Consider the following 23,781-nt stretch of genomic DNA (forward strand, 5'->3'; position numbering starts at 1 on the left):
CACGGAATAATTAATGTCTTACACTACTTTCAGTCAAATTCAGAACGATCATATGCAAGAGCCCATGTTTCTCGGTAATCCGGTGAACGTGGCCCGTTATGATCTGCAAAAATACGATATCTTCGAAAAACTGATCGAGAAGCAGCTGTCTTTCTTCTGGCGTCCGGAAGAAGTGGACGTATCTCAGGATCGCATCGACTACCAGGCCCTGCCGGATCATGAAAAGCACATTTTCATCAGCAACCTGAAGTATCAGACCCTGCTCGACTCCATTCAGGGCCGCAGCCCCAACGTGGCCCTGCTGCCGCTGGTGTCACTGCCCGAGCTGGAAACCTGGATTGAAACCTGGGCCTTTTCCGAGACCATTCATTCTCGCTCCTACACCCATATCATCCGCAATATCGTCAATAACCCGGCGACCGTGTTCGACGATATCGTGGCCAACGAGCAGATCCTCAAGCGCGCAGGCGACATTGCCGGCTACTACGATGAGCTTATCGAATACACGAATCTCTACCACCTGTTTGGCGAAGGTGAGCACGAACTCAAGGGCCAACCGGTCAACATCAGCCGTTACGAGCTGAAGAAAAAGCTCTATCTGTGTCTGATGAGCGTCAATGCGCTGGAAGCCATTCGCTTCTACGTCAGCTTCGCCTGTTCTTTCGCCTTTGCCGAGCGCGAACTGATGGAAGGCAATGCCAAGATCATCAAGCTGATTGCCCGTGACGAAGCCCTGCACCTGACCGGCACTCAGCACATGCTCAATATTCTGCGCAGCGGCGACGACGATCCGGAAATGGCGCAAATCGCCAAAGAGTGCGAACAGCAGTGTTTCGAGCTGTTCCGTGATGCGGCGATTCAGGAGAAGGAATGGGCCGAATACCTGTTCAAGGACGGCTCCATGATCGGCCTGAACAAGGACATTCTGTGCCAGTACGTGGAATACATCACCAACCTGCGCATGCAGGCGGTGGGTCTGGCCCCGGCATTTAGCGGTTCCAAACAAAACCCAATTCCCTGGATCAACGCCTGGTTGTCGTCCGACAACGTACAGGTGGCCCCGCAAGAGGTAGAGGTCAGCTCCTACCTGGTTGGTCAGATCGATTCTCAGATGAACCACGACGACCTGGGTGACTTCGAGCTGTGAGCCGCGTCTGCACCCAAGCGCTGAACTTTGAACTTCGGGCAGGTGAATCCCTGCTCGAAGGGCTGGAGCGCACCGGTCATGCGGTGGAATATCAGTGCCGCAGTGGTTACTGCGGCTCTTGCCGAACACCTCTGCTCGAGGGCTCGGTCAGCTATCAGCAAACCCCGCTGGCCTTCGTTGCCGCCGGTGACATACTGCCCTGCTGCTGTCAGCCACAAGGCGACATTATCCTGGATCTGGATACCGAGCAGGTCAAGAAACAGGCTTAAGTAAACCGGCCTGATGCCGCTGCCTTACACTGGAACCTAACGGGCTTATTTATCCCTATCCCATTAACCGATAAGTTTGATTGTCATACTAATCTAGGACGAAGGGCCCGCTCCGCCGATCCGCTCAAGTACCTCTCTGTGACGCTCAGCACATGACGTTCCTGTCACGTGATGGAAAGATGATCTGATCCTTACCGAGGTTGTTATTACGCTCGATTTATCGGCCATTCCTGTGCCGCAGGTAATCCGTCATCAGGCGAACGTTGCGTCGATTGGCCTTGAAGGCAAAATCGAACAGATCGCCGAAGATGGGGATGATTCCGATCACCAGCTCCAGCAGCACATTCAGCCCCATTCGAGCCAATACCCTGCCCGGCAGTTTCATGCGGACGGCTTCCACAATGATATAAGACGACAAGCCGGCGGCGGCCAGATCGCCCAGACCGGGCACCAGCCCGATAATACCGTCCAAGCCTATCCTGAAGCCGCCGGGCAGCCTGATAGCGCTGTCCAGCAACCAGGCAAAACGATCCAGTCGCCTGATGGTGGCCGAATGCCTGCCCGCCAGGCCGTCCGCAGCGCTCATGCTGCGGCGACGGCGACGTTAAACAACAGGTTCATTTTTTGGCAATGACCCACACTGCATGCACGATGCCGGGGATATAACCCAGTAAGGTCAGCAGAATGTTGATCCAGAAATGCTTGCCGATCCCGACCTGCAGGAACACCCCCAGCGGCGGCAACAAAATAGCGATGATAATACGAATAAAATCCATGATGGGCTCCTGATGATAATGTGTATGACAACGTTAGCAGACGGCCGGGCCGGCGGCTATCTGGCTGCAAGGGCTGCGTCAGCGCTTTTCATTCGACTCCAACGGAAACGGGTGCCAGCTCAGACGACCATTCTGCTCGAAGGACTGCTCTCGTTCACAAACAAACAACTGCTTGCCCATTTCAATCACAGACCCTCTCGAATAACGCCGATCTTCATAGAAGCACACCGGATCCAGACCGGTGGTGACATTCAGCTCCACCGGTGGCCGGGTACTGATGGTATTGGCAGCCGCCATGGCCGACAGACCGGTTAGGCCCCAAACAAGACTCTTAAGCATGAAATATTTCCTCTTTACCCGGAGATAGCCTCATGGTAACACCCTGTTACGCACCCAAGATAAGGCTCCGTAATGAAAAAACGATACGGGCTGCTCGTACTGGCAGCCACAGCGCTACAGCTGATCACACCTGCCCATTCGGCAACGGTAGCCGCTTTGCCCGATCACAATGGCCGGCACATCGAGTACCGGCGTGATATCAGACCCATTTTCGAACAGAAGTGCATCGCCTGTCACGCCTGCTACGACTCCCCCTGCCAGCTCAAACTTTCAAGTAATGAAGGTGTGATCCGCGGTGCCAGCAAGCAGCCGGTGTATGACGGTACCCGTATCCAGGACGCCGAACCAAACCGACTTTATACCGATGCCAGGAACGAGCAGGAGTGGCGCCAGCGCGGCTTTTTCAGCGTAACAGAAAGCCATCATGACAAAACCGCCCTACTGATGCGAATGCTGGTACTGGGACAGCAGCAGCGGTGGGGTGACAATGAGCGACTGCCGGAAAAGCTGGATATCTCCATCACCCGCGCCAACCAGTGCAGCAACATGGAAGAATTCGATGCCTTTGCGAGCCGGCATCCACAGACGGGCATGCCCTTTGCCGTGACCGGTCTGACCGACGGGGAATATCAGACGGTGGCCGACTGGCTTACACAAGGTGCGCAAGTGCCCGAACAACGCATCACCCTGTCTGCCGGACTGCAACAGGCGGTGACCCAATGGGAAACCTGGCTGAATCGCGACAGTCCTCGTTACCAGTTGGTGGCCCGTTATCTTTATGAGCACTGGTTTTTGGCTCACCTCTATTTCAGTGATAAAGGCGATGCCGGCCTGGACACCTTTTTCGAGCTGGTACGCTCCCGTACCCCCGGTGGCCAGCCTATCGACATCATCCCGACCGTCAGGCCCACCGATGACCCGGAGGGGCGCTTTTATTATCGATTACGGCCACGGCTGGAAAGCCGAGTACACAAGGCCCATATCATCTATCCGCTCAACAACGATAAAATGAAACGGCTGCAGCAGCTGTTTTTCGACACACAGTGGACGGTCAACACCATGCCCGGTTACGGGCCAGCCCAGGCAGCCAACCCCTTTTTCACCTTTGGTGCCATCCCTGCCCTCTCTCGCTATCAATACCTGCTGGATAATGCGGAATACTTCGTGCGCTCCTTCATCCGAGGCCCCGTCTGTCGCGGACAAATCGCCACCGATGTGATTCGGGATCAGTTCTGGGTGGCCTTTCAGGAACCCAGACACGACCTGTTCGTCACCGACGCCAGCTACCGCACCCGAGTCAGAGAATCGCTGACCATACCCGGGCTCGACTCCAACTTGCTGAGCCTGGGCCCGGCCTGGATTGCCCACAGCAGCGCCCGAAATGACTATTTGAGTCATCGCCAGCAAATCTATTCCCGGCAGTATCCCGAGGGACCGAGCCTGGACCATCTGTGGAATGGTGAAGGTCATAACCAGGACGCCTTGCTCACCGTGTTTCGCCATCGCGACAGCGCCAGTGTGGTCAAAGGCTGGCAGGGTGACACGCCCACCACCATGTGGGTAATGGATTACCCGCTGCTGGAACGCACCTATTATGCGCTGGTCGCCAACTTCAACGTCTATGGCAGCGTGTCACATCAGGCTCAGACCCGGCTGTATTTCGATCTCATCCGTAACGGTGCCGAGACCAATTTACTGCGTTTTCTGCCACCCGAAGTACGTAATGAACTGCTGCATCGCTGGTACGACAACAGCGCCCGTATCAAGCTGTTCACCAGCTATGCGGACGTAGACGAACAGACCCCCAGCCGCATCGAGGTGGACCCTAGACAGCCACTGGCCGATTTTGGCCAACAGGTTCTCTCCGCACTGGCACCGGTAGCCGGACCCGTTGATAACCTCAATCGTTGTCAGCCATCAGGCTGCTCCCGTGCTGATGACTTTCGTACGGGCGACAGCCAGCAACAGGTCATTGAATATCAGCTAAAACGCCTGACCGGCGTTAACGCCACCAGGCTGCCTGCCATTCAATGGTTGCCGGAAGTCACCCTGCTACGCATCGAAAACGGCGAACAACGACGGGTCTACAGCCTGCTTCATAACCGGGATCATTCCAACGTTGCCTTCATGCTGGGTGAAGACCTGCGCCTGCGCCCCGAAAACGACACCCTGACGGTGCTGCCCGGTGTGGTCGGCAGTTATCCCAATTTCATCTTCAACGTCAGGCAAGAGGCATTGCCGGAGTTTATCACCGCCCTGATCACCCTGCGGCAGGCCGAGGATATACATGTTCTGGCAGACCGGTTCGGTATTCGTCGCACTCACCCGAAATTCTGGTTTTATTTTCACGACATGCACCACTACCTGCAGCAAACCACGCCGCTGGAAGCCGGGTTACTGGATATGAATCGCTATCTTAATTTATAAATCCTGACTGAGCGTTGCCTTCCCCAAAAAAACCGGTGTTGGCCGCAGGCCAGCCGGTTTGCAGGCACGGGAGCCAGCTCCGCCACGCCATCCTTGATGCGGAGGCTCGGCGGGGCAAATCCCTTTATCCTCCCCGATGCCAGGGGGTTGCCTGTTGGCATCGTCTACAGACACCTCGGAGCTTGAGAGCAGGCAATAGAAATCGATCGCCGCAACCGTGAATATCATGGCTGGACCATGCTCCTGCCGCTCCGTCATTCCCGCTATCTGACCGCCAGAGAGCGCGAAAATACCAAGATTAAAAGAGCACTTCTTGGTGCCTGACCGCACCCCCTGTGAATGTTCACCCTAGACTGCAGCTGTGAGAGTCATTTACCAGTGGCATGCCGTGAAAGGCGGCAGTGTTACTTCTGAGCCCGGGTTTGAAAATGCTCAGATGTTTATCCAAATTGGCCTTATTCTTTGGCGGCCGAGGTTGCCATGCCGGCCAGTGCCTTTTCTACTGTCGATATCACTTCTTCGCAGCCGGTAATGTCATGTCTTTTCTCCAAATATCCTGGCTTGTTATAGGATATCCAGACCTTGTTCTCTTCATCCTGCCAGATCAGGGCTTTTTGCGGCAGATCGATGGCAACACTTTGCCGGCACCTCATCAGCGGGCTGCCTACCTTGGGGTTACCGAACACGAGCAGCTCGGTATCCCGCAGATCGATGCCGACGTTACCGGCACCCTGTGCGTGATTTATTCGGTTGAATACCGTCATACCTTTTTCTTTCAGGATGTGTTCCATCCGATCTGCCGTCTCCTTGACGGTAAAAGTACTTTCGATATCCACCATGCCATCCGCTGCCTGTGCCGACATAGCAATAGTGGCAGCGAAAAACACACTGAAAATGGATGTTTTCATGACTCCTCCTTTCATGACCGGGATCATTCTACAATGACATTACCGGAGAAAAACTAACAGCCGAGAATAGGCTTTAGCCGACCACTACAAACAAAAAGGGGCGCCAAGCGCCCCTTTTCTCATCATGCCTTATGCCAGATGGCCATCAGATCATTCCACTCGATTATTAACAGCGAACTTAAGCCATTAAATATCAATAACTTAACAAACCACACATCTTTGATGCCAAGAAAAATACCATGTTCAGAATTTTATTGGTTTTTTACTGAGTGGAGACTGTTCTTACAACTCCAGTCCCGACCAAAAGTCATGCTGCAGCTGCTCTACCCTCTCGTAACTGCAGAGGTTCTGACTCCTGAACTGAGCCCCAACCAGTCCATCAATACCAGCTGCCAATGCGGTTATCCTGCTGACGGTCTCCAGGCTGGTGGCTGGCTCAGACAAGATCATCTTCAAGTCGTACCCGAGCAGGAAAGCTCCTTGCCTCTCGGTATCATACTCCAGGCGCTCTGCCGGGACATAAGGCTCCCACAGACGATCCTCCTGAACATGCTGATACTCAAGCAGAATGGTTAAGAAGTCAGCCACGTCTTTGCTGCTCTCGTTTCCCCGCTCCTGCCAGGCAATCAGTTTTAACAGAGTCAGCCCGGCCAGCGACGCAACCTTGATGGTATCGCCCTGCTCTAACTCTACTAATAAGGCGGCATCGTAAGCCCTTCCAAAGCGGCAGACACAGCTCACCGTAGACAAGACTAAAAACTAGGCAAAAGGATCCTCATACTGGATATGCACTTGACAATAAACTTACCAATGGTAACTTACTAATGGTAACATAACCAAGTGTGACAGAGCCCGATAGTTTCAGAGGCGGCTCAATCAGCTGGGGTAATATGAATGGATAACAATATGAATTGCGACCTTTTCTGTATGCGTGCAGGAGTCTGTACTCACTGTCCACCTACTATTCGTAATACGTGGCTTTATACCCCTAGCACAGGGGAATTCAATGTTTATTATCGAAGAGGTCGGAAATGCAAGGAATTAAACGCAGAGTTACCTACGTATTATTTTATGAAGCAATAACTCTTGCTATTATTAGCACCGCATTCTATTTATTCTCAGATAAAGATGCCTCACATTCCAGTATGCTAGGTGTTGTGACGGTAGTTCTGGCTATCATTTGGAACACTGCATATAACACAGTTTTTGAATGGTGGGAATCCAAGCTGGCTAAACGTGGGCGAGATGTAATACGACGAGTGATCCACGCTGTAGGATTTGAAGTTGGTTTTGTAGCTATTACTCTACCTTTATTTTCATGGTGGCTTGATCTATCACTATGGGACGCATTCATGCTTGATATTGGGTTAACTTTGTTTTTTATGTTTTTCACTTTCTTTTATAATTGGACGTTCGACCGAATATTTGGACTGCCTCTATCAGCTCAATAAGAGTCACACCAAAAAAATTTAACATTATATTGAATCAATAAGCGGTCAGTTACTTAAGTAATGGTGAATGTATAACGCTTTTGCCCCAAGTGAACTGGCCGCACTACAAACATTTAATCTTAAAACATAAAAACCAACATACTACAACAGGAGAAAACATGAACAGCCAGCGTAATTACCAACCATCATACAGTCGTCTTATTCGGTTTTTTGGCATTGTTTCCATCGCCATATTCCTAATCACATGGACCATTGACCTGACTGGTCTGACTTACCCCTGCCCTTATTGCCGAACCCAGAGAACCATCATTGGTATTTTGGGGCTTATACTATTAATGACCTCACGATTGCATCCACTACTTACTAAATATATAGTTACTGTTTTAGGTGGCTACGGTTTCGTAGTTGCAGCTATGCAACACTTCATGGGCTGGGACGACATCTATGAAGGGGTCTATAAGTTTGGAAATGGTGGCCCTTGGTTCTTCGATGAAATGTTGTTATCAGGAGGAGCCATGTTTGTTATAGTCGCACAGGTTTTCACGACTTTACTACTTACAACAAATTGTAATAAGAGGCCGATTTAATGGGAAAGCGCATGTCAAAGGATGCTCGTCGAGAGCAGCTCTTGTCTATTGCCGAAGAGATCGTTAGAAATGAAGGAGCAGATGCATTAACACTTATTACGCTTGCCGAAAAGGCAGGCGTAACCAAACCATTAACATACGAACACTTTTCTAATCGCGAAGGTTTGCTTTCGGAATTGTATAAACGTTGCGATGAAAAATTAGTCTCTGCAATGACTGTGTCTATTCAGGTAAAAACCTCCAGCCTCAAAGATGCAGCCAGTATCGCTGCTTCTTCCTATATGGATTGTGTGAAGAGCTGTGGGAGTTTATACGAAGCTGTAATTTCAGCTTTATTGGTGTACCCTGAATATAGCAATATAAGAGTTCAGATAAGAGATTATTTTGTTAAGTCATACCACAAGTTATTTCGTCCTTTTGTATCCATTCCAAACGATGAGCTCAGAATAAAGCTAATCGCGATATTCGGAGCTCTTGAAGAAATTGGAAAAGCTATGAATTATGGTGAGATAAACTACCAGAATGCAAACGACACTCTTACAAGTTTGATTGTTTCTTTTCTAGGAGAAGGATAAATTGAAGTAAAGAGCTTTATCTAATAAAGCCACATTATGACTACCCAGCAATTATTCCCAGGGATGGCGATACAGTGTCTATAAAATGTCTGACTCATTTTACATTGACGCCATGCTCTCGCTGAACGCCTACGAAGTGTTAAATATGTGGAGAAAACGACTCGGTGTGCTCTACATCAATCTAGCTCAGGGATTTTGGAAACACCCAGCGACAGCCACTCTTCCGCCAGTTCGGCCTGCCATAATGGATGAATAGGCTGGAGCGCCACCTCTAAGAGATCGCAGGGAGAGCATGCTCCGGCTGCACATCTATCATCTTCCTCTGTACGACCAGACGTAACATCAGCCAAATACAACAGCTTACCAGGATAGGCTCAACAGACGGCTCTCAGCAACAACTTGACCACTACAACTAAAGCAAAAATTGCCTACCAGCACTCACAAAGGTCATCCTAAGCAAGCTCAATAACCGGACTTGCTCTCCCACACAAACAGAAAGCCCAGCGAAAACGCTGGGCTCTGAGATTTATTTTGTTATTGCTAGATATTGCCAAGTGTTACTTGTCGGTACCTGTCACTCCCACTCGATTATTGATAGCGACTTTAAAACCTTAAACATCAGCAACTTAACAAGCCGTAGAACTTCAATACCAAGAAAAATACCATGTGCAGATTTTTTATAAACTTGGCATGAAAATACAGTGTCACCCCACAGAAGCAGGAACTCCTTGTGACAGCACTCGCTTGTAAAGCGTAGCGTTACGAGATACACTCAGACCTATGATCACAGGATTCCAACATAAAGGGCTTGAAGCCTTCTACAAGACTGGGACGACCCGAGGCATTCAGGCAGCACATGCGGCCAAACTAAGGCGTATCCTGGCGTTACTGGACGTTGCCGCTGGCCCAGACGACCTCAACATTCCTTCGTTCAGATTACACCAGTTGAAAGGTGAGCTGAACGGGTACTGGTCAATTCGGGTAAACGGCAACTGGCGTGTGACCTTTCGGTTCATTGGAGTGGATGTCGAATTGGTCAATTACGTCGATTACCACTAGGGAGAATAAACCATGATGATGAACCCTCCGCACCCTGGCGAATTGCTGCGCGAAGACGTTATTGCTGAGCTGGGCCTGTCCGTCAAGGAAACAGCTGAGCGACTGGGCATGTCCCGTGTAGCTCTGTCCCGTGTACTGAACGGCCGAGCAGCGATCAGCCCTGACCTTGCTCTTCGTCTTGAAATGGCAGGAGTGAGCACGGCCCGAGCTTGGCTCGCCATGCAGGTGAACTATGATCTGGCCCAAGCCAGGCAGCACCCGCAACCACCGATCAAGGCGTTACAACCAGCTGGTTGATACCTTAACCCAGCGTGATAAAGAAACCGCCTCACTTGAGGCGGTTTGAATGTGAATTGGAATACAACTTTGCTTTGCGGCCAGAACTATAACGACCTTGTACTTAGCTCAAACCCAGGTTTCAGGGAGTGTTTTAAGGTGTAGATATTGCTCATTGATGAGTTCGGCAACCTCTTTGTTTCGGCTATCGCTGCTTGCAAGCAGTTCGGCAACAGCCAGCAAGGCCCTGGCTTTGATATTGATGTCCAGCTCCTTTCCCCAGAATGCCGGAACCAACCAGAGTCTGCCGGCGGAGTCTGGTTTTGCCTTGAGCACAGCAAGCTTTTTCTGCAGTGGCTCGAAGGTAAAAAGCTGTAACTCATAAGGCTGTAAATAGCCCGTCAGGTCATCGGCGGCCACTTCTCCACCCCAGCAATCCTCGGGTGTTAAGGGAATCTCTCGCCAGTCATCAGGCGCAACCAGTTTTAGCCCACCGAGTTTTGGTCTTAGTACCGTGCGATAGTGTTCAATCCAGATATGGTAAAGGGCTTCTTTATCCAGAATGCGCCGGGTACTGCCCAGACTGACGAGCTTTTCAGACTCCAGGTATTTAAACCCCTTGCTGACCATGCCTAATGAAATATTTGCCATCTCGGCAATGGCTCGAAACGGTAGATGTAACACATCCTCTTGAGCCAATAAGGCAAACAGCAGCTTCATAAAGCCCAGCCCCGGCTTTGTCTGCTGCTGCGTTGCAGAAGGACTTACGGAGCTGTTTTTTCCTTCAATCCACAGGTTCAGCCCGTTACAGCTCACCCTGGCGTTACCGGCCTCATCAATGAAGTTGATGGCGTTGCTGGAGCAAAAGTCGGCGAGATGAGCGGTCAGTCTGTTACACACCAGCAGGGTGTCGGGACGAGTAGCACCCAGCAGTGCTGTGAGGCTTTCTTTACGGTGGATATGCTTTATTTCAGCGCTGAACCGGTAGCGTTCGCCATGTACCGTCAGGGTAACCTGAGCATCGGTGTAAGGCTTGCCATCCGGCTGTGGCTCAAAGGTGCACTCCCCTTGAATATGCGAGGGCAGATTATCCATGGCCAGCATCAGCAAAGTCGCATTAGTGTTCACATATCATCACCGTTCATGAATCATGAATCATGAATCATGAACAAATCATAAACGTGAACACCTGAGTCTGCAAGAGACTGGTTCTCCCCGCTGGTGACTTCTTAGCTGAACCTGTCCGAGCGCCAAAGGTTTTAATAACTCCAGCTCAAAGGATGAACTTCTGTGTCACAAGTGTGAAAATGTCAGGTGCGCCGGCATCATAGGTTATATGCACCCAATAACAAAAATCCCCTGCACTGCAGGGGATTTTACAAACGAGCCGAGGAGTAGGGGTAGTGACGGGGGCGTTACAAGCCTTCAACCCAACCCTATCGATCTACGTATTTGATATTTTCCATCTTTCTTCAATCTAACCTCTGCTTCGAAATGTAAGCCTTCCTTCAAATGCTCGTAAAAATTATATGGGAACGCGGTCTTATGAAAGAAAGCCTCATTTGAAGTCGAGCCTATTATAGCGAAGCCATACCCTTTTTTAGGGTTGTAAAACTTAACTTCGCACGGCTCAATTTTCAGATCATTTAACTCACCTACAAATCCCACTATAGATTTGACGACCACACCTTTATCGCCTTGACTGAGCGTACAATATACAATATCCGAATCATAAAGAGAGTCAATACCCTCCGATTCGACATTAGCTAGTTTGAAATAGACCTGTTGCCCAAGTTCTTTGACGTGAACGAATCCATAATCTTTCTCTGGGTCATAGCGTTCAACCTCACCAACCAGTTTTTCTCCAAGGAAACTGGTTATGTTATCCGGAACAGCACCACCTCCTCCATTTCTATCAACGGCGAAAGCTTTGATATCGCGTAACAATTCCACTTGACAATCAAACTGCTCTCTCTGGTGTCCCGACGAAACAAATTTTGCGTCTTCGTGTAGTAGATAATCCGAAAACCGCTTTCTGACGTGAGCTGTGATCTCTCCAAAAGGTCTGTTTGATTTATAATAAAATGCGATGTTATTCGCCGCTTCCGGATCGGACAAGGCAGTGGTAAGAGCCATCTGGTAAAAATATACACTATTACGAGTAGCTAGATCGTAATGCGCCAACCCTTTATAAGTTATTGCAAGTTTTTGATTATCACTTAGGACGCTTACGGAAGGGTCATAAGGTTCGATAAGCCGCACTGACACCATATCAGCCAAACATTTCTGTACGTGAACCAAGTCCACACCCAGCGCTTCAAAGTAGTGGATCGCTGAGTGAACTGCAATATGCCTTTCATCTACATCACGCCCTGAGGTTCGAATTGCTCTTAGAAGAGCTAGGATTCTTAAAGCCAAGAGAGGCGAATAAACCTTTTCACTATAAACTTTAAATATGGAAATAATTCCGAAATCGTCACCAGTACCGGTTCGATATGCCTCATAATCGCCACGAACAAGCGCATCAATAAATTTAGTATAGCTGATAGGCTCAGTCGTCACATAGCTTGTAATAAGATCCTCAATCCTCATTACTGGAGAGGTAATCACCCGCTTTGAGAGATTCATAATCGAACGTATATTATAGTTCGTCAACTCACCTAAAGTCTTAGCTGTGAAATTGTTTTCGACAAAAACATCTTCCAAGACTTGAGCAAAACGCGATACATCCTTTAGCTCTATTCGTATACCTTTACTTGTTAGATACTCTCTCTTTTCCGCTACGTCGGCGGTTACCAACTTTCTATTTAAATAATCTATCCGCTTTCTAAATACTTCTCTCGGCGATGGCGTAGGCAAAAAGAAAGACCTAGACTGATGAATGGTAAAGATATCTGTTTTTGAAAAACTCCAAGCTGACTTATCAGTAACAGGAAACATGAGCATGCAATATTTTACCTGCCGCCGATAGGCATTGCACAACTGAAACACCTTAACTTTAAAATCCAAGGTGAATTCATCGGTATTATCTACGATGATTATTGGCAACTTCTTCCTGTTATGGACAGCAAAGTGGAGCAAATTACTCAAATAACCTTCACGATTATCTTTTACTTCACCCTCTAAAAATTCTGAAAACTTTTGATCGAAAGCATCACGATCACTCTCATATATTTTTTTCAGATACCCGGAAGCCATCCTCTTATAGGTTCCGAAATACATCCCAAGCAAATCGGTATATTCTGGAAAACCTTCACTGAAAAGTTTATTCTCAAGAGATGCAATGATAGCCTCGGTTATCCAGGCAGTAGTTACAGCTTCCTCACCAGTGGCATCCAAAGCGTTAATATTAACAGCTAGGCAACTATCGCGAGTCCCAGACGGGAGAATCTTCGAAAAAAAGCGCTCAATGTACGTTGTCTTTCCTGACCCAGTAGGACCAACTATAAATACCGACATGTCTGAATCTGCTGGCAATTGTGCATGAACATTGCCATGAATTAGATCGCTCAGCTCACTTCCTATCTTATTATTTTTAGGAAGGTTGTTAAGGACTGTGGTAGTAATTTTCTCTAATGAATAATCAGCAATACGGCTTTCGTTCGATTCTACAAAGCATTCAGTCATAATCTCCGCATTCTGGTCGCCAGTGAGCTGTGTAAAAAATCCGTTGAATATTTTTTCAAGATCAAAAGCGATGGGTGACTTCGGAAGAATCTTTATTTCATCCGATTCTAAAGCGGCCTTAAGAGGCACACTCAAATTTTGGCGACTGTTGTGGATATCATCAAATAAAAGATTGTAGACCTTTCCCGAAAACTGCTCGTAAGCCAATAACTCATAGAATATACTGAACGAATTCTCCAACGCTTCCAAGGAGGGAAATACGAAGGCCTCCTTATCCTTATATGAACCTTTCACCCAAGTTTTGAAGACTATCCATCTAACACCATCAGTTACAACCGCAATAGGTATTCCAGCTTCACTAGCGTAACTAAATGCTTGTTGAATACCAGCAAAGGATCCCTTGAGCGATGAGCCTGATATTTTGAATTCGCGATGCTTATCTAGAACCGCAGTCTCTATACCAAGGATACCAATGCGCTTCGCCTCCACCACTAACGATGGTTCGCCCCTAACCTTTAAAACATAATCAGAATATCCTGAGTCATGCTGATTCTCGCAGCTGAATTGCGTGAATGACCAACCCAAGCACTCATTAAAAATCCTATTGATGATTTTTACTTTAGCATCTTCTTCGCTCTCAACTGAGCAAATATCAGACCTGACCTCGGCAAGAATTATTTTTAATTTTTGTTCTGCCACATCCACATTAGCCATGAACCCTCCCTTGTCTACCTAATGAGCACATATCGACTGCTGGTCGAGCTACTGCTTGCAGTCTATTTTCTCACGCAACCAATGCGCATCTCTTTACTAGGGCTCAAAAATACTCCTTTTCCCTCCAAGGGGCACCCCGCACGCGTTTTCACCTCGCAGGGCTTAATCAACTGTGTAGGACAGACGCAATACCGCGAGCTGGTAAATCGCTTCATACGCGCTCGGTACGCTCGCTCCTAGCCGGCAAGACCTGGTGATCGTTCAAGGACCCGGCCCTCCGGGGCGTCTAGCACATTTCTGCTAATCGCTCCCTCGCTGACCGCAGCGATACCTTAAAACCGCAGCGATTTTCGTCCGATATCGCACATAGCATCCCTACAGGTCACGGCAGCGACGGTAAGCCTCGTAGAGCAAGATGCCGTCGAACCGCAGGTGAGTAAGGGGAGGTGCTGGGGGGGAACAAGCGCAGCTTGTGGACCCACAACACACATCTTGCTGTCTATCTCTATGCTATTCTATGCAGTTGGAGCAGAAATGCCATTTGCATTTTATCTAACCCGCAGAATCGCACAGAGCCGTCATCGCAAACGAGGTCAATTGAATTTCGAATGCCGTGTACTGTAGTGGTTTAATGCCATCTGCCACCTCTCGGTCAGATGGCATGTGAAAGCACGGTCCGGGCGGTTCACAAAGGCCGCAACCTCAGCTTAGGTATCCTTTCCTCCCTCGCACGTTGGTTCAACCGGCACAAAGGCGGTCTCTGTGTGAGATTTCAGGGCTTCATCGAGCAAACCCAGGGCAGCCATGAAATTACGTTGTGTCATCGTGGTATCTCCTCACGTGGCCTGCTTACCTCGGTTCACAAAGCTGGCAACCTCTTCGTTGTGCTCCCGCTGGCGTTCCTGGGCATACGAAACGTAGTCCTCAACGTCGAAGGTGTGCTTTTCCGGGTCGCGTGCTTGCCACTCAGCATGTGATTGGCGGGCCTTGTCCTGGTCCTCACTGGACAGAGCATTAAAGCCGCCTGTTTGGTTTTCCCAGCCACCGCCCAAGCTATCGCTATCGAACGACGGTGAAGGGTTGTCAGCACCGGTATTGCCTTTCGGCTCCATGCTTTCGCGGATAGAGGTCGCCAAACGTCCGCCGGCTGTCTGGTTTACTTTGTCCTGAAATTTCCCGGCCACCTTTGATCCAGCCCCTTTTGCCAGCTCACCCGCTGTGCCAGCCACCAAAGAAGCGGCACGGCCAAAGCCACCACCAGAACTTGAGCCAGCAGGCTGGTCAGAACCGGCAAAGCCTGCCGCTTGGGAAAATGGAGTATCACCAGTGCTTGCGTTATCACTGCCAGCATCATCATTACTACCGCTGCCAAAGCTCGGCATGTCTCCGCCAGACATATTAGATTGTGCTCTGGTAAAGGCTGCTTTAATGGCACTCGCACCACCTACCGCATTAGCGGCACCACCCAACATGGCACCTCCGGCCATTTTGGCACCGGCCATGGCCATTCCGGCCGCTGTCATGGCTGCACCCATTGCAGCTCCTGCCCCAAAAGAGCCAATGCCCATGGCACCCACGCTGCCGCCAGATACCAGGCCGGAAATCATGGGCGGCACCTTGTTCACCAGAAACATCAGGATCACTGAAACCACCAACATCACCACCAGCTCCTGAGACGCCATGTTCTCGCTGATCTGCGAGTAATAGTGGTTAAGGAAGTCTCTGCCAATGGCCACAAGCAGCACCATAGCCATCAACTGGGCCGCAATGCCGAGAATAGCCTTGTAGTAATTGATTGCCATGTCCGAGGTCCAACGGGAACCACCAAAGCCCAGGAAGAACACGCCCGCGTACAGCAGTATCCAACTGGCTGCCAGCAGCAACAGCAGGTTCACGGATATAATCGCCAGCACCAGCAACACCGCCAGGGCCATCAGCTCCATCACCAGCGCAGTGGCGAACTGTTGCCAGCTCAGCTCCGATGTGGCCTGTACCGTCCGGTCATACAGTTCAAAGCCCATATCCAGAATACTAGACGGGCCCAGAGTGCTGCTTCCCAGGCCACCGGCTTCGGCACCAAGTTGCTGCAACGATGCCACCATGGTTCCCGCAATGTTCATCCCATGTGTGGCGTTGATCAGCAGCCACCAGAAGAACCCGGTGAAAATGGTGAACCGCACCAACTCCGCGAAAAACTCGCCAATGTCGGCCTTGCGCAACGCCATCATGCCGAAGGTCCAGACCATCGAGATCACCACCAGGGTCCAGAAGAGACGGCTTGCGGCGGCTTCTATGGCCGGCCCCCAGGTCGAGGCGGCACCATGAAAACGGTCCAGCACATCATCCATGATGTTGTTGCTGGACAGCTCCTGTGCCAAAACAGGCTCCGACACGACAACGGCGGCCAATACTCCCAAGCCGCAAAAGGCTATTTGTTTCATACTGTGGCCCCCCATCAATACCGGTCAGGTGAGCTGGACTTAAACTGCCAGCTGCGCATCTGCCGAGCTTTCTCGAACGAGCTGCATGCTTCAGTGAAAGCCTGCCGGTTTACCTCGTTTTTTAGCTCGTTCATTACCTGCTTAAATACATCGGGCGCACAGGTTGCTGCATTCGGCTCTGGCACCGTTTCCTGCCCACACCCTACCAAGGCAAACAAGGCCACAAATGGAATGACTTTTTTCATGGCGTCCTCCTTAGTAACGATCTGCTGAGCTGGGCTGATAACTCCAGGTGCGAAGCTGTTTCTCTCGCGCTTCGCCTCTGGCATGGGCATCCATTTCCGCTGCACGTTGTGTAGCTTCAGCGTTCTGCTGAGCAATCAGCAAGCTGCGGATTTGCAGGAGCTGGTTGGCCTGGTTGCTGGCAAGCTGGTTTGCATAGCCGATGGCGGCCAGTTGGCCGTCTGCGCCCTGGGCGGCAGATTGCAGACGCTGGAGCTGCCGCGAGTCGGTCTGCAAGTTGTCTTGCTGCTGCTCCAGCCCTCTGAACAATGCGTCGTTGGCTTTCTTTTGCGACTCAGACGCCAGGCGGCGGTTTTCTTCCATTGCTGCTTGTTCACTCGGCGTGCAACCGCCAGAGCCATTAAAACAGGGGGAGCCCCGGTAATAGGCCACGTCCTGAAACTTGCCTAGGTAGGCATCCAGGCTGCCAAGCTGATTTTTGTAATGCTGAAGAGTATTAGTTGCCTGAACGAGATTATTGATGGTGGCCTGAGCTTGATCCCAAATGTAAGCAGCCGGAGCCATGGTGTTTTGCAGCTGGTTTTCGTACTGCTGCAGCTGGGTCTGATATTCCTGAATCTGTTGCAGGGTCTGTGCAACGGCCTCCATCGCTGACATGGTGTTCTGAGCCAGATTGGTGCCATCCACCACGGGAATGCCCGCCTGCACGGGCACAGGAGAGATCAGGGCGACAGAAAAAGCGAGCGCAGCCATTTTAGCCGCTAAAATCGGTTCTTTTTGCATGATTGAGTGCTCTTAGTGTTGTCGTGACTAAGTTGCACTCACCAACCTGTAGCGAGCTACCAGAATGATGGTGATCGCTACCCCTGCTGAGCATCAGCGGTGAATGTGGACCTCTACAGAGATAGCTTGTCACTTACTATCCCGGCGTCCGACCTGCGCGACACCGTTAGAACGCGCGGCCTCATGGTTGTTGAACATCGGTGTCATTGTCCTGGGGAACGGTTAGGCTTCCCGAGGGTTAATAAAGAAGACGTTACAGTGACCGCCCCTTCTTTTGTCTTTTCGCTTTCTTGGCGTCCATTTCTGCTCGTAACCTGGCTTTGCGCCGCTCCTGTTCACTTGGTTTTGACTGAATGGGTGCTCTGCTTGCGCGTTTCTCAAAGCTCAATGCATCAAGCTGAGATAGGGTTTGCAGCCGGTTACGGCGCATTGATGGCGGACACTGGCCGATTGGTGGCACTCCTGCGCGTCCGCTTCGAGCTTTACCATCGGTTTTGCTCTGACTCTTGGCTAACGACTGACGGCGTTGTTCCAGGCCGGGATCAGCAAACGTAACCGATAGCTGCCCATCCACAGCCGCACGGATCACCCTTGCCTTAAACTCCGGCGAGCCATTCACAGTAATGCGGTTGCCATAGCGCTCCATCGCCATTCTGAGCGCACTCTGCACAGCTGCCTGGCCGGACCCTCTGGATACCTGCAGCCGGTCGCCGTCGTCGCGTACAGCACTGGAGCCAGCCCGATAAATGATGGTGCCTTTCTTTGTGATGTTATCGATCACCGGTGTATACCCGGGCTTCGTCTGCCCTTCTCCCCTGAGCGTGTTGCCCTTGAGGCCCTGAGCAGCCTCTCTGGCCCGCAGCGCCGCCAGCGCCTCAGTGTCTCCTTGCTGGGCCTTCTGCTTGAGCCAGTCGGCCCAGGTACGTCGAGCATTGGCTTCATAAATGGCCGTGCGCTCTTCTCGGTACTGTTTCAGGATGGCGTCAATGTCGGCTTTCAAAGCACTGCTGGCTTGTGCATAAAGCAGCTTCTTGGTCAGCTTGCCGCTGCCGGTCAGTTTTATCGCTGCCCGCCTCGCTTTGCCTTTGGCCTTGGCGTGCCCAATCCTTCGGTCTTTCTGCTGCCGTGCTGCTTCCAGAGCCGCTGTTTTGTTAGCCGTTGCTGTCGCCTGCTCAGCCTTGTATTTGGCGTAAAGTTCGGTGGTATTTATCCGCAGTCGCACCGGCTCTTTACGGTAAGTCCGTCGGGGGCTGGTTTGTTGCGTTTGTCCAGGCTCAAACGGTCCGAAACGTGCTTCCAGCTTCGGCTTGGAGAAATCACGCCCCAGGGTGCTGGCTTTTACCGTTACGTCATTGCTGGCCACCACAACCAGCCCGTTGCCCCGTGCTTTAAGTGCCAGACCATTAGCACTCATCACCTGGTGCAGCTGGCTCCAGGACTGCGCCGTTTTCAGCTCATCCATACACTCGCGCTTTATCCAGCCAATCAGGCTTTCAATCCCCGCATGGCGCTCCATGTCTGCTGCCCGGGCCTCAGCACCCTGCCGGCGCGGCGTATGGTTATCCTGCTGCAATCCGTAGTCCTGCTCCATGGCCCCGCATAGATCGGCCAATGCTCGGTGTGAGTAGTAGGGCTCATGAATGGTGTTGCGCTTTGGATGGATCTTGTTGATGGCAATATGAACATGCAGGTTGTCAGTGTCGTTGTGAACGGCACTGATGCGCTGATGCTCACCAAAGCCCAGTCCCTCACAAATACAGTCTTCGATGCTGGCCAGAGTTTTGGCGTCTACCTGTTCACCGGGCCGAAAGCTGACAATCAGATGATACGTCTTGTCACTTTTCGCCCTAGTATTGGCAAACTGGGTTGCCAGCACTTCGCTGATGGCATCCCTGATTGAACGCGCCTCGCAATTGGTCAACCGCACCTGGCCCAACCGATGCTCCTTGCTCTGCTTGTCGGTGATGTAATTCACCAGCCCGGCAAAATCGGATTTGCCCTGTGAGCGCATGGCAACGTGTTTGGCAATCATGATTCGGCCCTTGGCCGAAGAATGAACTCCATGAGGTGGCTCATTCGTTCCTGATTCGTTTCGATACGCTGCAGAAGCGCCAGTATCGTATTGGGTCCAAACGCAGCCACCTTGGCATCATTCATCAGCCAGAGTTTTAAAAGCCCACCCAGGCGGCCCAAATCACCGTTTACTCTGACCAGCTCACGCACCTGCTCCGCATCGGTTACTCCCTGTATCAGATACCCCTGACCCACCTCCCGCAGATAGGTTGACGCACTCAGTCCCGCCCTCCTGGCGTTCTCTTCAATCACCGCTCTTTCTTCAGGCAGGCAATACACCTTGATCGGGGTACAGCTCTTCCTGGTTGTTTTGTTTTCCTGTGCCTCCATTTTGATGTCCTCTTCGTGGTTGCCAGCAAAGCGCTATAGCCCCGCAGGGCAGGTTGAACGTTGAGCACCGAAGGTGCGAATAAGGGCCAGTGAAGAAGCTCCGCCATGCTTGCATGGTGGGACTACTTCACACATCCTGCCCGCACCTCAGCCTTGATTCTTGTATGTATGCCCTGTGCATTTCTCTGCTTTTCTTTGTTTTCATCTGTTTTTTGCTGTGTATTCCTGCCATAACAGCCTGAATGAACGATTAGCCCGACAGTGACAGCGATCCAGTTGTGCTCCAACAGCAGTAAAATAGCGCTCTAGCAGCGTTTTCCTGTAGCGCTGTCATTATGTTCTGCACACTGGAATACACAGCTTTCCACCCGGTATCCTTATTTACTCAGGTCACCGCCCCTCATATGTCAATAAAGCCCGATTCTTGCGCCCCTCAAGTGTCAACAAAACGGGGATGCCGTGAGCAGAATAAAAATAAAACCCTTAAGTTTTAATAAGTTAAATGAGCATGAAGTTTGTAAAAACCCGTTTCATTGACACTTTCAGCATCTACATACGCAACAACACACCGAAGTGCCTTGATCATTTCCTCCCTTCGGTCGGGTTGAACGCCAAGGAATAAGAGTTACTGAGCCGTATGGGCCATTTACCTCCTGGCGTTAAACCTTCGGCCGCAGGCCTTTAATAAAGCTCGGCAGAGCTTTTCTCCTTAAGATGTAAACGCTCGCATAAAGCGAGCGGTTATACCGCCTGGATATCCTGAATATCCTGAAGATCCTGCTAAAACGGCAAAAAATCGGGCGGGTGTGCCACGCTTTCGGGCGGTTGTGCCACGCCCTCGGGCGGCTGTGCCACGCTATCGGGCGGCTGTGCCACGCGTTACTCTGTTTTCATCAGTGATTTCTATCCCCAATGTGGCCAGCCCAGTAGCATCGAGTCTCAGCCGTCTGCGCCCATCACGCATGACCTGGCCAGCGACATCATCACCGCACACGGCACGGATCAGGGTATCCATATGCCAGCCTCCGGCTGGAGCGTGCTTATGGGTCAGCACATGGCGAGCGACAGCTTGACTGATCCCATGCTTAAGCCTGGTGATAGGTGCTGGCTGATAGTGAAGAGATAAATCATGCTCTAGCAACATAACCAGGGCCACTCCCAGCCGAACACGCCACAAATTACGCTCCCCTCGCGTTAGGGGGTCCAGTCGAGTCATTGGTGAGGGTATGACATGATCGATCAGGCCACCGATAATGGGGAAATCAAACTGCGGCGTCTCTATAGTGATGGTCGCCGCCCGCAGTTCAGCCAACAGCTTCTCAATCTGGGTAAGGCTGTATTGATGATCTGACATTGTCCGGCGAAGCTTCGCAGGGTCTACCAGAAGCTCCACTCCGCCATCCGACACATCCCGCTTCCGTTCGGCAACGTACAGCATGGATTCCAAAAGGTCGGCATGGCGCTGTCCGAGCCTGCCGGTGACTCGACAGCGACCAAAGCAGGTGTCCATCCATTGTCCCTTGCGTTCTCGGGGACGCTGAGTGGGCTGATAGATCATCACACGCGCCTGTAATGCCGTGCTGGTGGGAGTGACCTTATTACCAATTGTCATCACCAAGCCCTACCACTGCTTTCGGCTTCACAAACTGCTGCCGCTTTTGGCGCTCCAGAATGGCGGGTTTGAGCACACCACCTTCATGCCGTCTAAACCAGCGTTCCGAGAATGGCTCACCGTAATTCGCTTTACTCACACCAAAACGGACAAAGTACCTCCGCTGGTTAGCATCCACGCCCCATTCTTCGGCTTCTCCTGCCGTCATGCCGGCAAGATAGGCTTGCCAACGGATATTATCGACTAACACTGATGAGCCCCTGCTGGCTTGCTGTTGGTCGCCACTCCCCATCATGGCCGCCCCTTTGCTAGCGTGGTGCAAAAACACAATGGAGCAGTCCGTTTCAGCGGCAATGGCCTCCATTCGACCTATCACCTGCGCCATAGGCCCGCTGGCGTTCTCTTCTTCGATGTGAAAGCGCCGCAGTGTATCCAGAATCAGCAGGCGTCGCCCCTCTGCAACCTTCCTGAGGCCGTCAAACCACGCTGAAGACATAATGTCAGGACACCTGCCAATCAGTGGCTCAATAAGCAACCCATGGGCTACTGCTTGTTGTTGTATGGGCGAGAGGTGTGCTCCCAGAACGTGCAATCGGTGATGGATAGCCGCTGTCGGGTCTTCGGCAGGCAGATAGGCCACAGAGCCGGTAACTAGCTCACCAATGCCCAGCAAGTCAGGCCCTCCAGCTATCTGTGCCGCCAATTGAAGAGCCAGCATGGACTTGCCTGCTCCACCAGGTGAAACAATGGCCCCTACGGTTCCCGCAGCCATATTAGGCAATACGTAATCAATAGGCAGCGGCGTTTCGGTAAATGCAGACATAAGATCAAGAGCCACAGCGTTGGCCTCCCATGAAATAACCAGGCCGCATAGCCTGAAGGCCAGATAACTTCCGTTCTTCAATCCATTTCTCAACCTCTTCCAGGTCCCAGGCAACATTTCTGCTGGTTAGCGCAATACGGCGAGGAAATTCACCACGCTGTTCCATGTTGTAAATTGTCCGAGCTGAAAGCGGAATCATCTCCAGAAGTACCCTTTTATTAATAAGTGTTTTATGTGCCACTGTTTGCATTTAATTGCCTCCCAAGACCAGAAGAGACTTTAATACTAACAACAAAAATATTTTTTTAAATAAAAAACAAAATTAAATTTTAACTTTAAAATAAATTTCGATATATCGAAAAACAAAAAAGAAAAAGGCATAAAAAGTTAAGCCAGACATTCTGAATGAAAACAAACATGAGCACTAAGGAAGAAATCATCACATTATTTTTAGCCGCTAAAATTGGCGTTGTTTCCTAAATCAGGGAACTATCTGCTTCTCCCGTGATCCGATCTCCTGACGAATGGACTCGGGAGCAGAACGATGGGCAATGCACGACACAACATCAGTAACTGGCGGCAGTACAATCGAGCCTTGATTCATCGCGGTTCACTCACTTTCTGGGTCGATGAACAGGCCATCGAACAGTGGCATTGCCATGAACACCATGGCCGCCGAGGCCGCGGTTTCCAATACAGCGATAGTGCTATTGAAACGGCGCTGATGCTCAAAGCCTTTTTCGGCTTACCGTTGCGGGCACTGGAAGGGTTTATCAACTCCATTTTTCAGCTGATGGACGTGCCGCTGACCTCACCGGGATACAGCAGTATCAGCAAACGAGCCAAGACCGTGGACGTGAGGTACCGCTTGCCGAGCAAAGGCGCGGTCACTCACCTGGTCATCGATGCCACCGGGCTGAAGGTGTTTGGTGACGGCGAATGGAAACAACGTAAACATGGCAAGGGTAAGCGCCGGGTCTGGCGTAAGTTGCACCTTGCGGTCGATGCGCAAACCCACGAGGTGATTGCCGCTGAAGTCAGCCTGGAAAATGTGGCGGATAACGAGGTACTGCCGACGCTGCTCAACCCGCTTCGGCGCCGGTTGCACCAGGTCTCGGGCGATGGAGCTTACGATACCAAGGAGTGCCATCAGTTACTGCTCAGAAAAGGCAGCAAAGCGACCATTCCACCTCGCAAGAATGCCGGTTATTGGGACGAAGGACATCCGAGGAACGAGGCCGTTGCTGCGCTGAAATCAGGTCACCTTGTAGTGGTCAACTAATCCCGGACAATAAATTAGACCGATTCTCGGCCTGAACTG

The 23,781-nt window shown here is 50.9% G+C and carries 23 protein-coding genes and 1 pseudogene; 9 read left to right on the forward strand and 15 right to left on the reverse strand.

Annotation, left to right across the window (positions count from 1 at the left end; genetic code table 11):
* The first annotated feature begins 13 nt into the window (after positions 1–13).
* Both nrdB and yfaE read left to right on the forward strand, forming a co-directional pair.
* Positions 14–1,147: a class Ia ribonucleoside-diphosphate reductase subunit beta gene (nrdB, locus tag ACLEIV_RS02435; protein WP_410455058.1), complete on the forward strand. Its 1,134-nt coding sequence runs from the start codon at positions 14–16 to the stop codon at positions 1,145–1,147.
* Positions 1,144–1,416: a class I ribonucleotide reductase maintenance protein YfaE gene (gene yfaE, locus ACLEIV_RS02440; RefSeq protein WP_410455059.1), complete on the forward strand. Its 273-nt coding sequence runs from the start codon at positions 1,144–1,146 to the stop codon at positions 1,414–1,416. The genes nrdB and yfaE overlap by 4 nt, the downstream gene beginning before the upstream one ends.
* Positions 1,417–1,633: 217 nt before the next feature.
* Here the strand turns inward: yfaE and ACLEIV_RS02445 are convergent, their stop codons facing one another.
* The 3 genes from ACLEIV_RS02445 to ACLEIV_RS02455 all read right to left on the reverse strand — a co-directional run bounded on the left by ACLEIV_RS02445 (position 1,634) and on the right by ACLEIV_RS02455 (position 2,531).
* Complete coding sequence (locus ACLEIV_RS02445) at positions 1,634–2,002, reverse strand: DUF4112 domain-containing protein (protein ID WP_410455060.1); 369 nt, start codon at positions 2,000–2,002, stop codon at positions 1,634–1,636.
* Between the two features lie 31 nt (positions 2,003–2,033).
* On the reverse strand, positions 2,034–2,192 hold the full coding sequence (locus tag ACLEIV_RS02450; RefSeq protein ID WP_104487697.1) for a YqaE/Pmp3 family membrane protein: 159 nt from the start codon (positions 2,190–2,192) through the stop codon (positions 2,034–2,036).
* A 78-nt stretch (positions 2,193–2,270) separates the two neighbouring features.
* Entirely contained in the window at positions 2,271–2,531 is a 261-nt protein-coding gene (locus ACLEIV_RS02455; protein ID WP_410455061.1) for a DUF1496 domain-containing protein, read from the reverse strand.
* A 72-nt stretch (positions 2,532–2,603) separates the two neighbouring features.
* Here ACLEIV_RS02455 and ACLEIV_RS02460 point away from each other — a divergent pair, with 72 nt between their 5' ends.
* Entirely contained in the window at positions 2,604–4,958 is a 2,355-nt protein-coding gene (locus ACLEIV_RS02460) for a fatty acid cis/trans isomerase (protein WP_410455062.1), read from the forward strand.
* Positions 4,959–5,413: 455 nt separating this feature from the next.
* Here the strand turns inward: ACLEIV_RS02460 and ACLEIV_RS02465 are convergent, their stop codons facing one another.
* A complete protein-coding gene (locus tag ACLEIV_RS02465) occupies positions 5,414–5,866 on the reverse strand; it encodes a DUF302 domain-containing protein (RefSeq protein ID WP_410455063.1) in 453 nt (150 codons plus the stop codon).
* 282 nt (positions 5,867–6,148) lie between these two features.
* Positions 6,149–6,616, reverse strand: coding sequence for a hypothetical protein (locus tag ACLEIV_RS02470; RefSeq protein ID WP_410455064.1), 468 nt, complete (start codon positions 6,614–6,616; stop codon positions 6,149–6,151).
* Between the two features lie 281 nt (positions 6,617–6,897).
* Here ACLEIV_RS02470 and ACLEIV_RS02475 point away from each other — a divergent pair, with 281 nt between their 5' ends.
* From ACLEIV_RS02475 to ACLEIV_RS02495, 5 genes are all read left to right on the forward strand, one after another.
* A complete protein-coding gene (locus tag ACLEIV_RS02475; protein WP_306763575.1) occupies positions 6,898–7,317 on the forward strand; it encodes a PACE efflux transporter in 420 nt (139 codons plus the stop codon).
* A gap of 158 nt (positions 7,318–7,475) precedes the next feature.
* Positions 7,476–7,904: a disulfide bond formation protein B gene (locus ACLEIV_RS02480; protein ID WP_410455065.1), complete on the forward strand. Its 429-nt coding sequence runs from the start codon at positions 7,476–7,478 to the stop codon at positions 7,902–7,904.
* A gap of 11 nt (positions 7,905–7,915) precedes the next feature.
* On the forward strand, positions 7,916–8,479 hold the full coding sequence (locus ACLEIV_RS02485; protein WP_410455066.1) for a TetR/AcrR family transcriptional regulator: 564 nt from the start codon (positions 7,916–7,918) through the stop codon (positions 8,477–8,479).
* A 780-nt stretch (positions 8,480–9,259) separates the two neighbouring features.
* Positions 9,260–9,538, forward strand: coding sequence for a type II toxin-antitoxin system RelE/ParE family toxin (locus ACLEIV_RS02490; protein WP_395544723.1), 279 nt, complete (start codon positions 9,260–9,262; stop codon positions 9,536–9,538).
* A 12-nt stretch (positions 9,539–9,550) separates the two neighbouring features.
* Positions 9,551–9,835 (forward strand): HigA family addiction module antitoxin, encoded by a 285-nt coding sequence (locus ACLEIV_RS02495; protein WP_228213921.1) that lies wholly within the window; start codon positions 9,551–9,553, stop codon positions 9,833–9,835.
* A gap of 108 nt (positions 9,836–9,943) precedes the next feature.
* Here the strand turns inward: ACLEIV_RS02495 and ACLEIV_RS02500 are convergent, their stop codons facing one another.
* The 10 genes from ACLEIV_RS02500 to ACLEIV_RS02545 all read right to left on the reverse strand — a co-directional run bounded on the left by ACLEIV_RS02500 (position 9,944) and on the right by ACLEIV_RS02545 (position 22,710).
* Complete coding sequence (locus tag ACLEIV_RS02500) at positions 9,944–10,942, reverse strand: type IV toxin-antitoxin system AbiEi family antitoxin (protein WP_410455067.1); 999 nt, start codon at positions 10,940–10,942, stop codon at positions 9,944–9,946.
* Positions 10,943–11,239: 297 nt separating this feature from the next.
* Positions 11,240–14,155: a type I restriction endonuclease gene (locus tag ACLEIV_RS02505; RefSeq protein ID WP_410455068.1), complete on the reverse strand. Its 2,916-nt coding sequence runs from the start codon at positions 14,153–14,155 to the stop codon at positions 11,240–11,242.
* A gap of 836 nt (positions 14,156–14,991) precedes the next feature.
* A complete protein-coding gene (gene trbL, locus ACLEIV_RS02510; RefSeq protein ID WP_410455069.1) occupies positions 14,992–16,596 on the reverse strand; it encodes a P-type conjugative transfer protein TrbL in 1,605 nt (534 codons plus the stop codon).
* A gap of 14 nt (positions 16,597–16,610) precedes the next feature.
* Entirely contained in the window at positions 16,611–16,841 is a 231-nt protein-coding gene (gene trbK / locus ACLEIV_RS02515; RefSeq protein WP_410455070.1) for an entry exclusion lipoprotein TrbK, read from the reverse strand.
* A 10-nt stretch (positions 16,842–16,851) separates the two neighbouring features.
* On the reverse strand, positions 16,852–17,622 hold the full coding sequence (trbJ, locus tag ACLEIV_RS02520) for a P-type conjugative transfer protein TrbJ (protein ID WP_410455071.1): 771 nt from the start codon (positions 17,620–17,622) through the stop codon (positions 16,852–16,854).
* A 253-nt stretch (positions 17,623–17,875) separates the two neighbouring features.
* Entirely contained in the window at positions 17,876–19,654 is a 1,779-nt protein-coding gene (traI, locus tag ACLEIV_RS02525) for a TraI/MobA(P) family conjugative relaxase (protein ID WP_410455072.1), read from the reverse strand.
* Positions 19,651–20,025, reverse strand: coding sequence for a conjugal transfer transcriptional regulator TraJ (gene traJ / locus ACLEIV_RS02530; protein ID WP_410455073.1), 375 nt, complete (start codon positions 20,023–20,025; stop codon positions 19,651–19,653). The genes traI and traJ overlap by 4 nt, the downstream gene beginning before the upstream one ends.
* Positions 20,026–20,881: 856 nt before the next feature.
* The gene (locus ACLEIV_RS02535) at positions 20,882–21,637 is read right to left on the reverse strand and encodes an ABC transporter ATPase (RefSeq protein ID WP_410455074.1); all 756 of its coding nucleotides are present in this window, start codon (positions 21,635–21,637) and stop codon (positions 20,882–20,884) included.
* Positions 21,624–22,460: a helicase RepA family protein gene (locus tag ACLEIV_RS02540; RefSeq protein ID WP_477529379.1), complete on the reverse strand. Its 837-nt coding sequence runs from the start codon at positions 22,458–22,460 to the stop codon at positions 21,624–21,626. Before ACLEIV_RS02540 ends, ACLEIV_RS02535 begins: the two co-directional genes overlap by 14 nt.
* A gap of 4 nt (positions 22,461–22,464) precedes the next feature.
* Positions 22,465–22,710, reverse strand: coding sequence for a helix-turn-helix transcriptional regulator (locus ACLEIV_RS02545; RefSeq protein ID WP_094199507.1), 246 nt, complete (start codon positions 22,708–22,710; stop codon positions 22,465–22,467).
* Between the two features lie 294 nt (positions 22,711–23,004).
* On the opposite strand from ACLEIV_RS02545, the pseudogene ACLEIV_RS02550 reads away from it, so the two are divergent.
* Positions 23,005–23,721, forward strand: a pseudogene (locus ACLEIV_RS02550) (IS5 family transposase); the annotation flags it as partial.
* Positions 23,722–23,781: the final 60 nt, after the last annotated feature.

This window comes from Oceanisphaera submarina, assembly GCF_046521305.1.
Taxonomy (GTDB): Bacteria; Pseudomonadota; Gammaproteobacteria; order Enterobacterales; family Aeromonadaceae; genus Oceanimonas; species Oceanimonas submarina.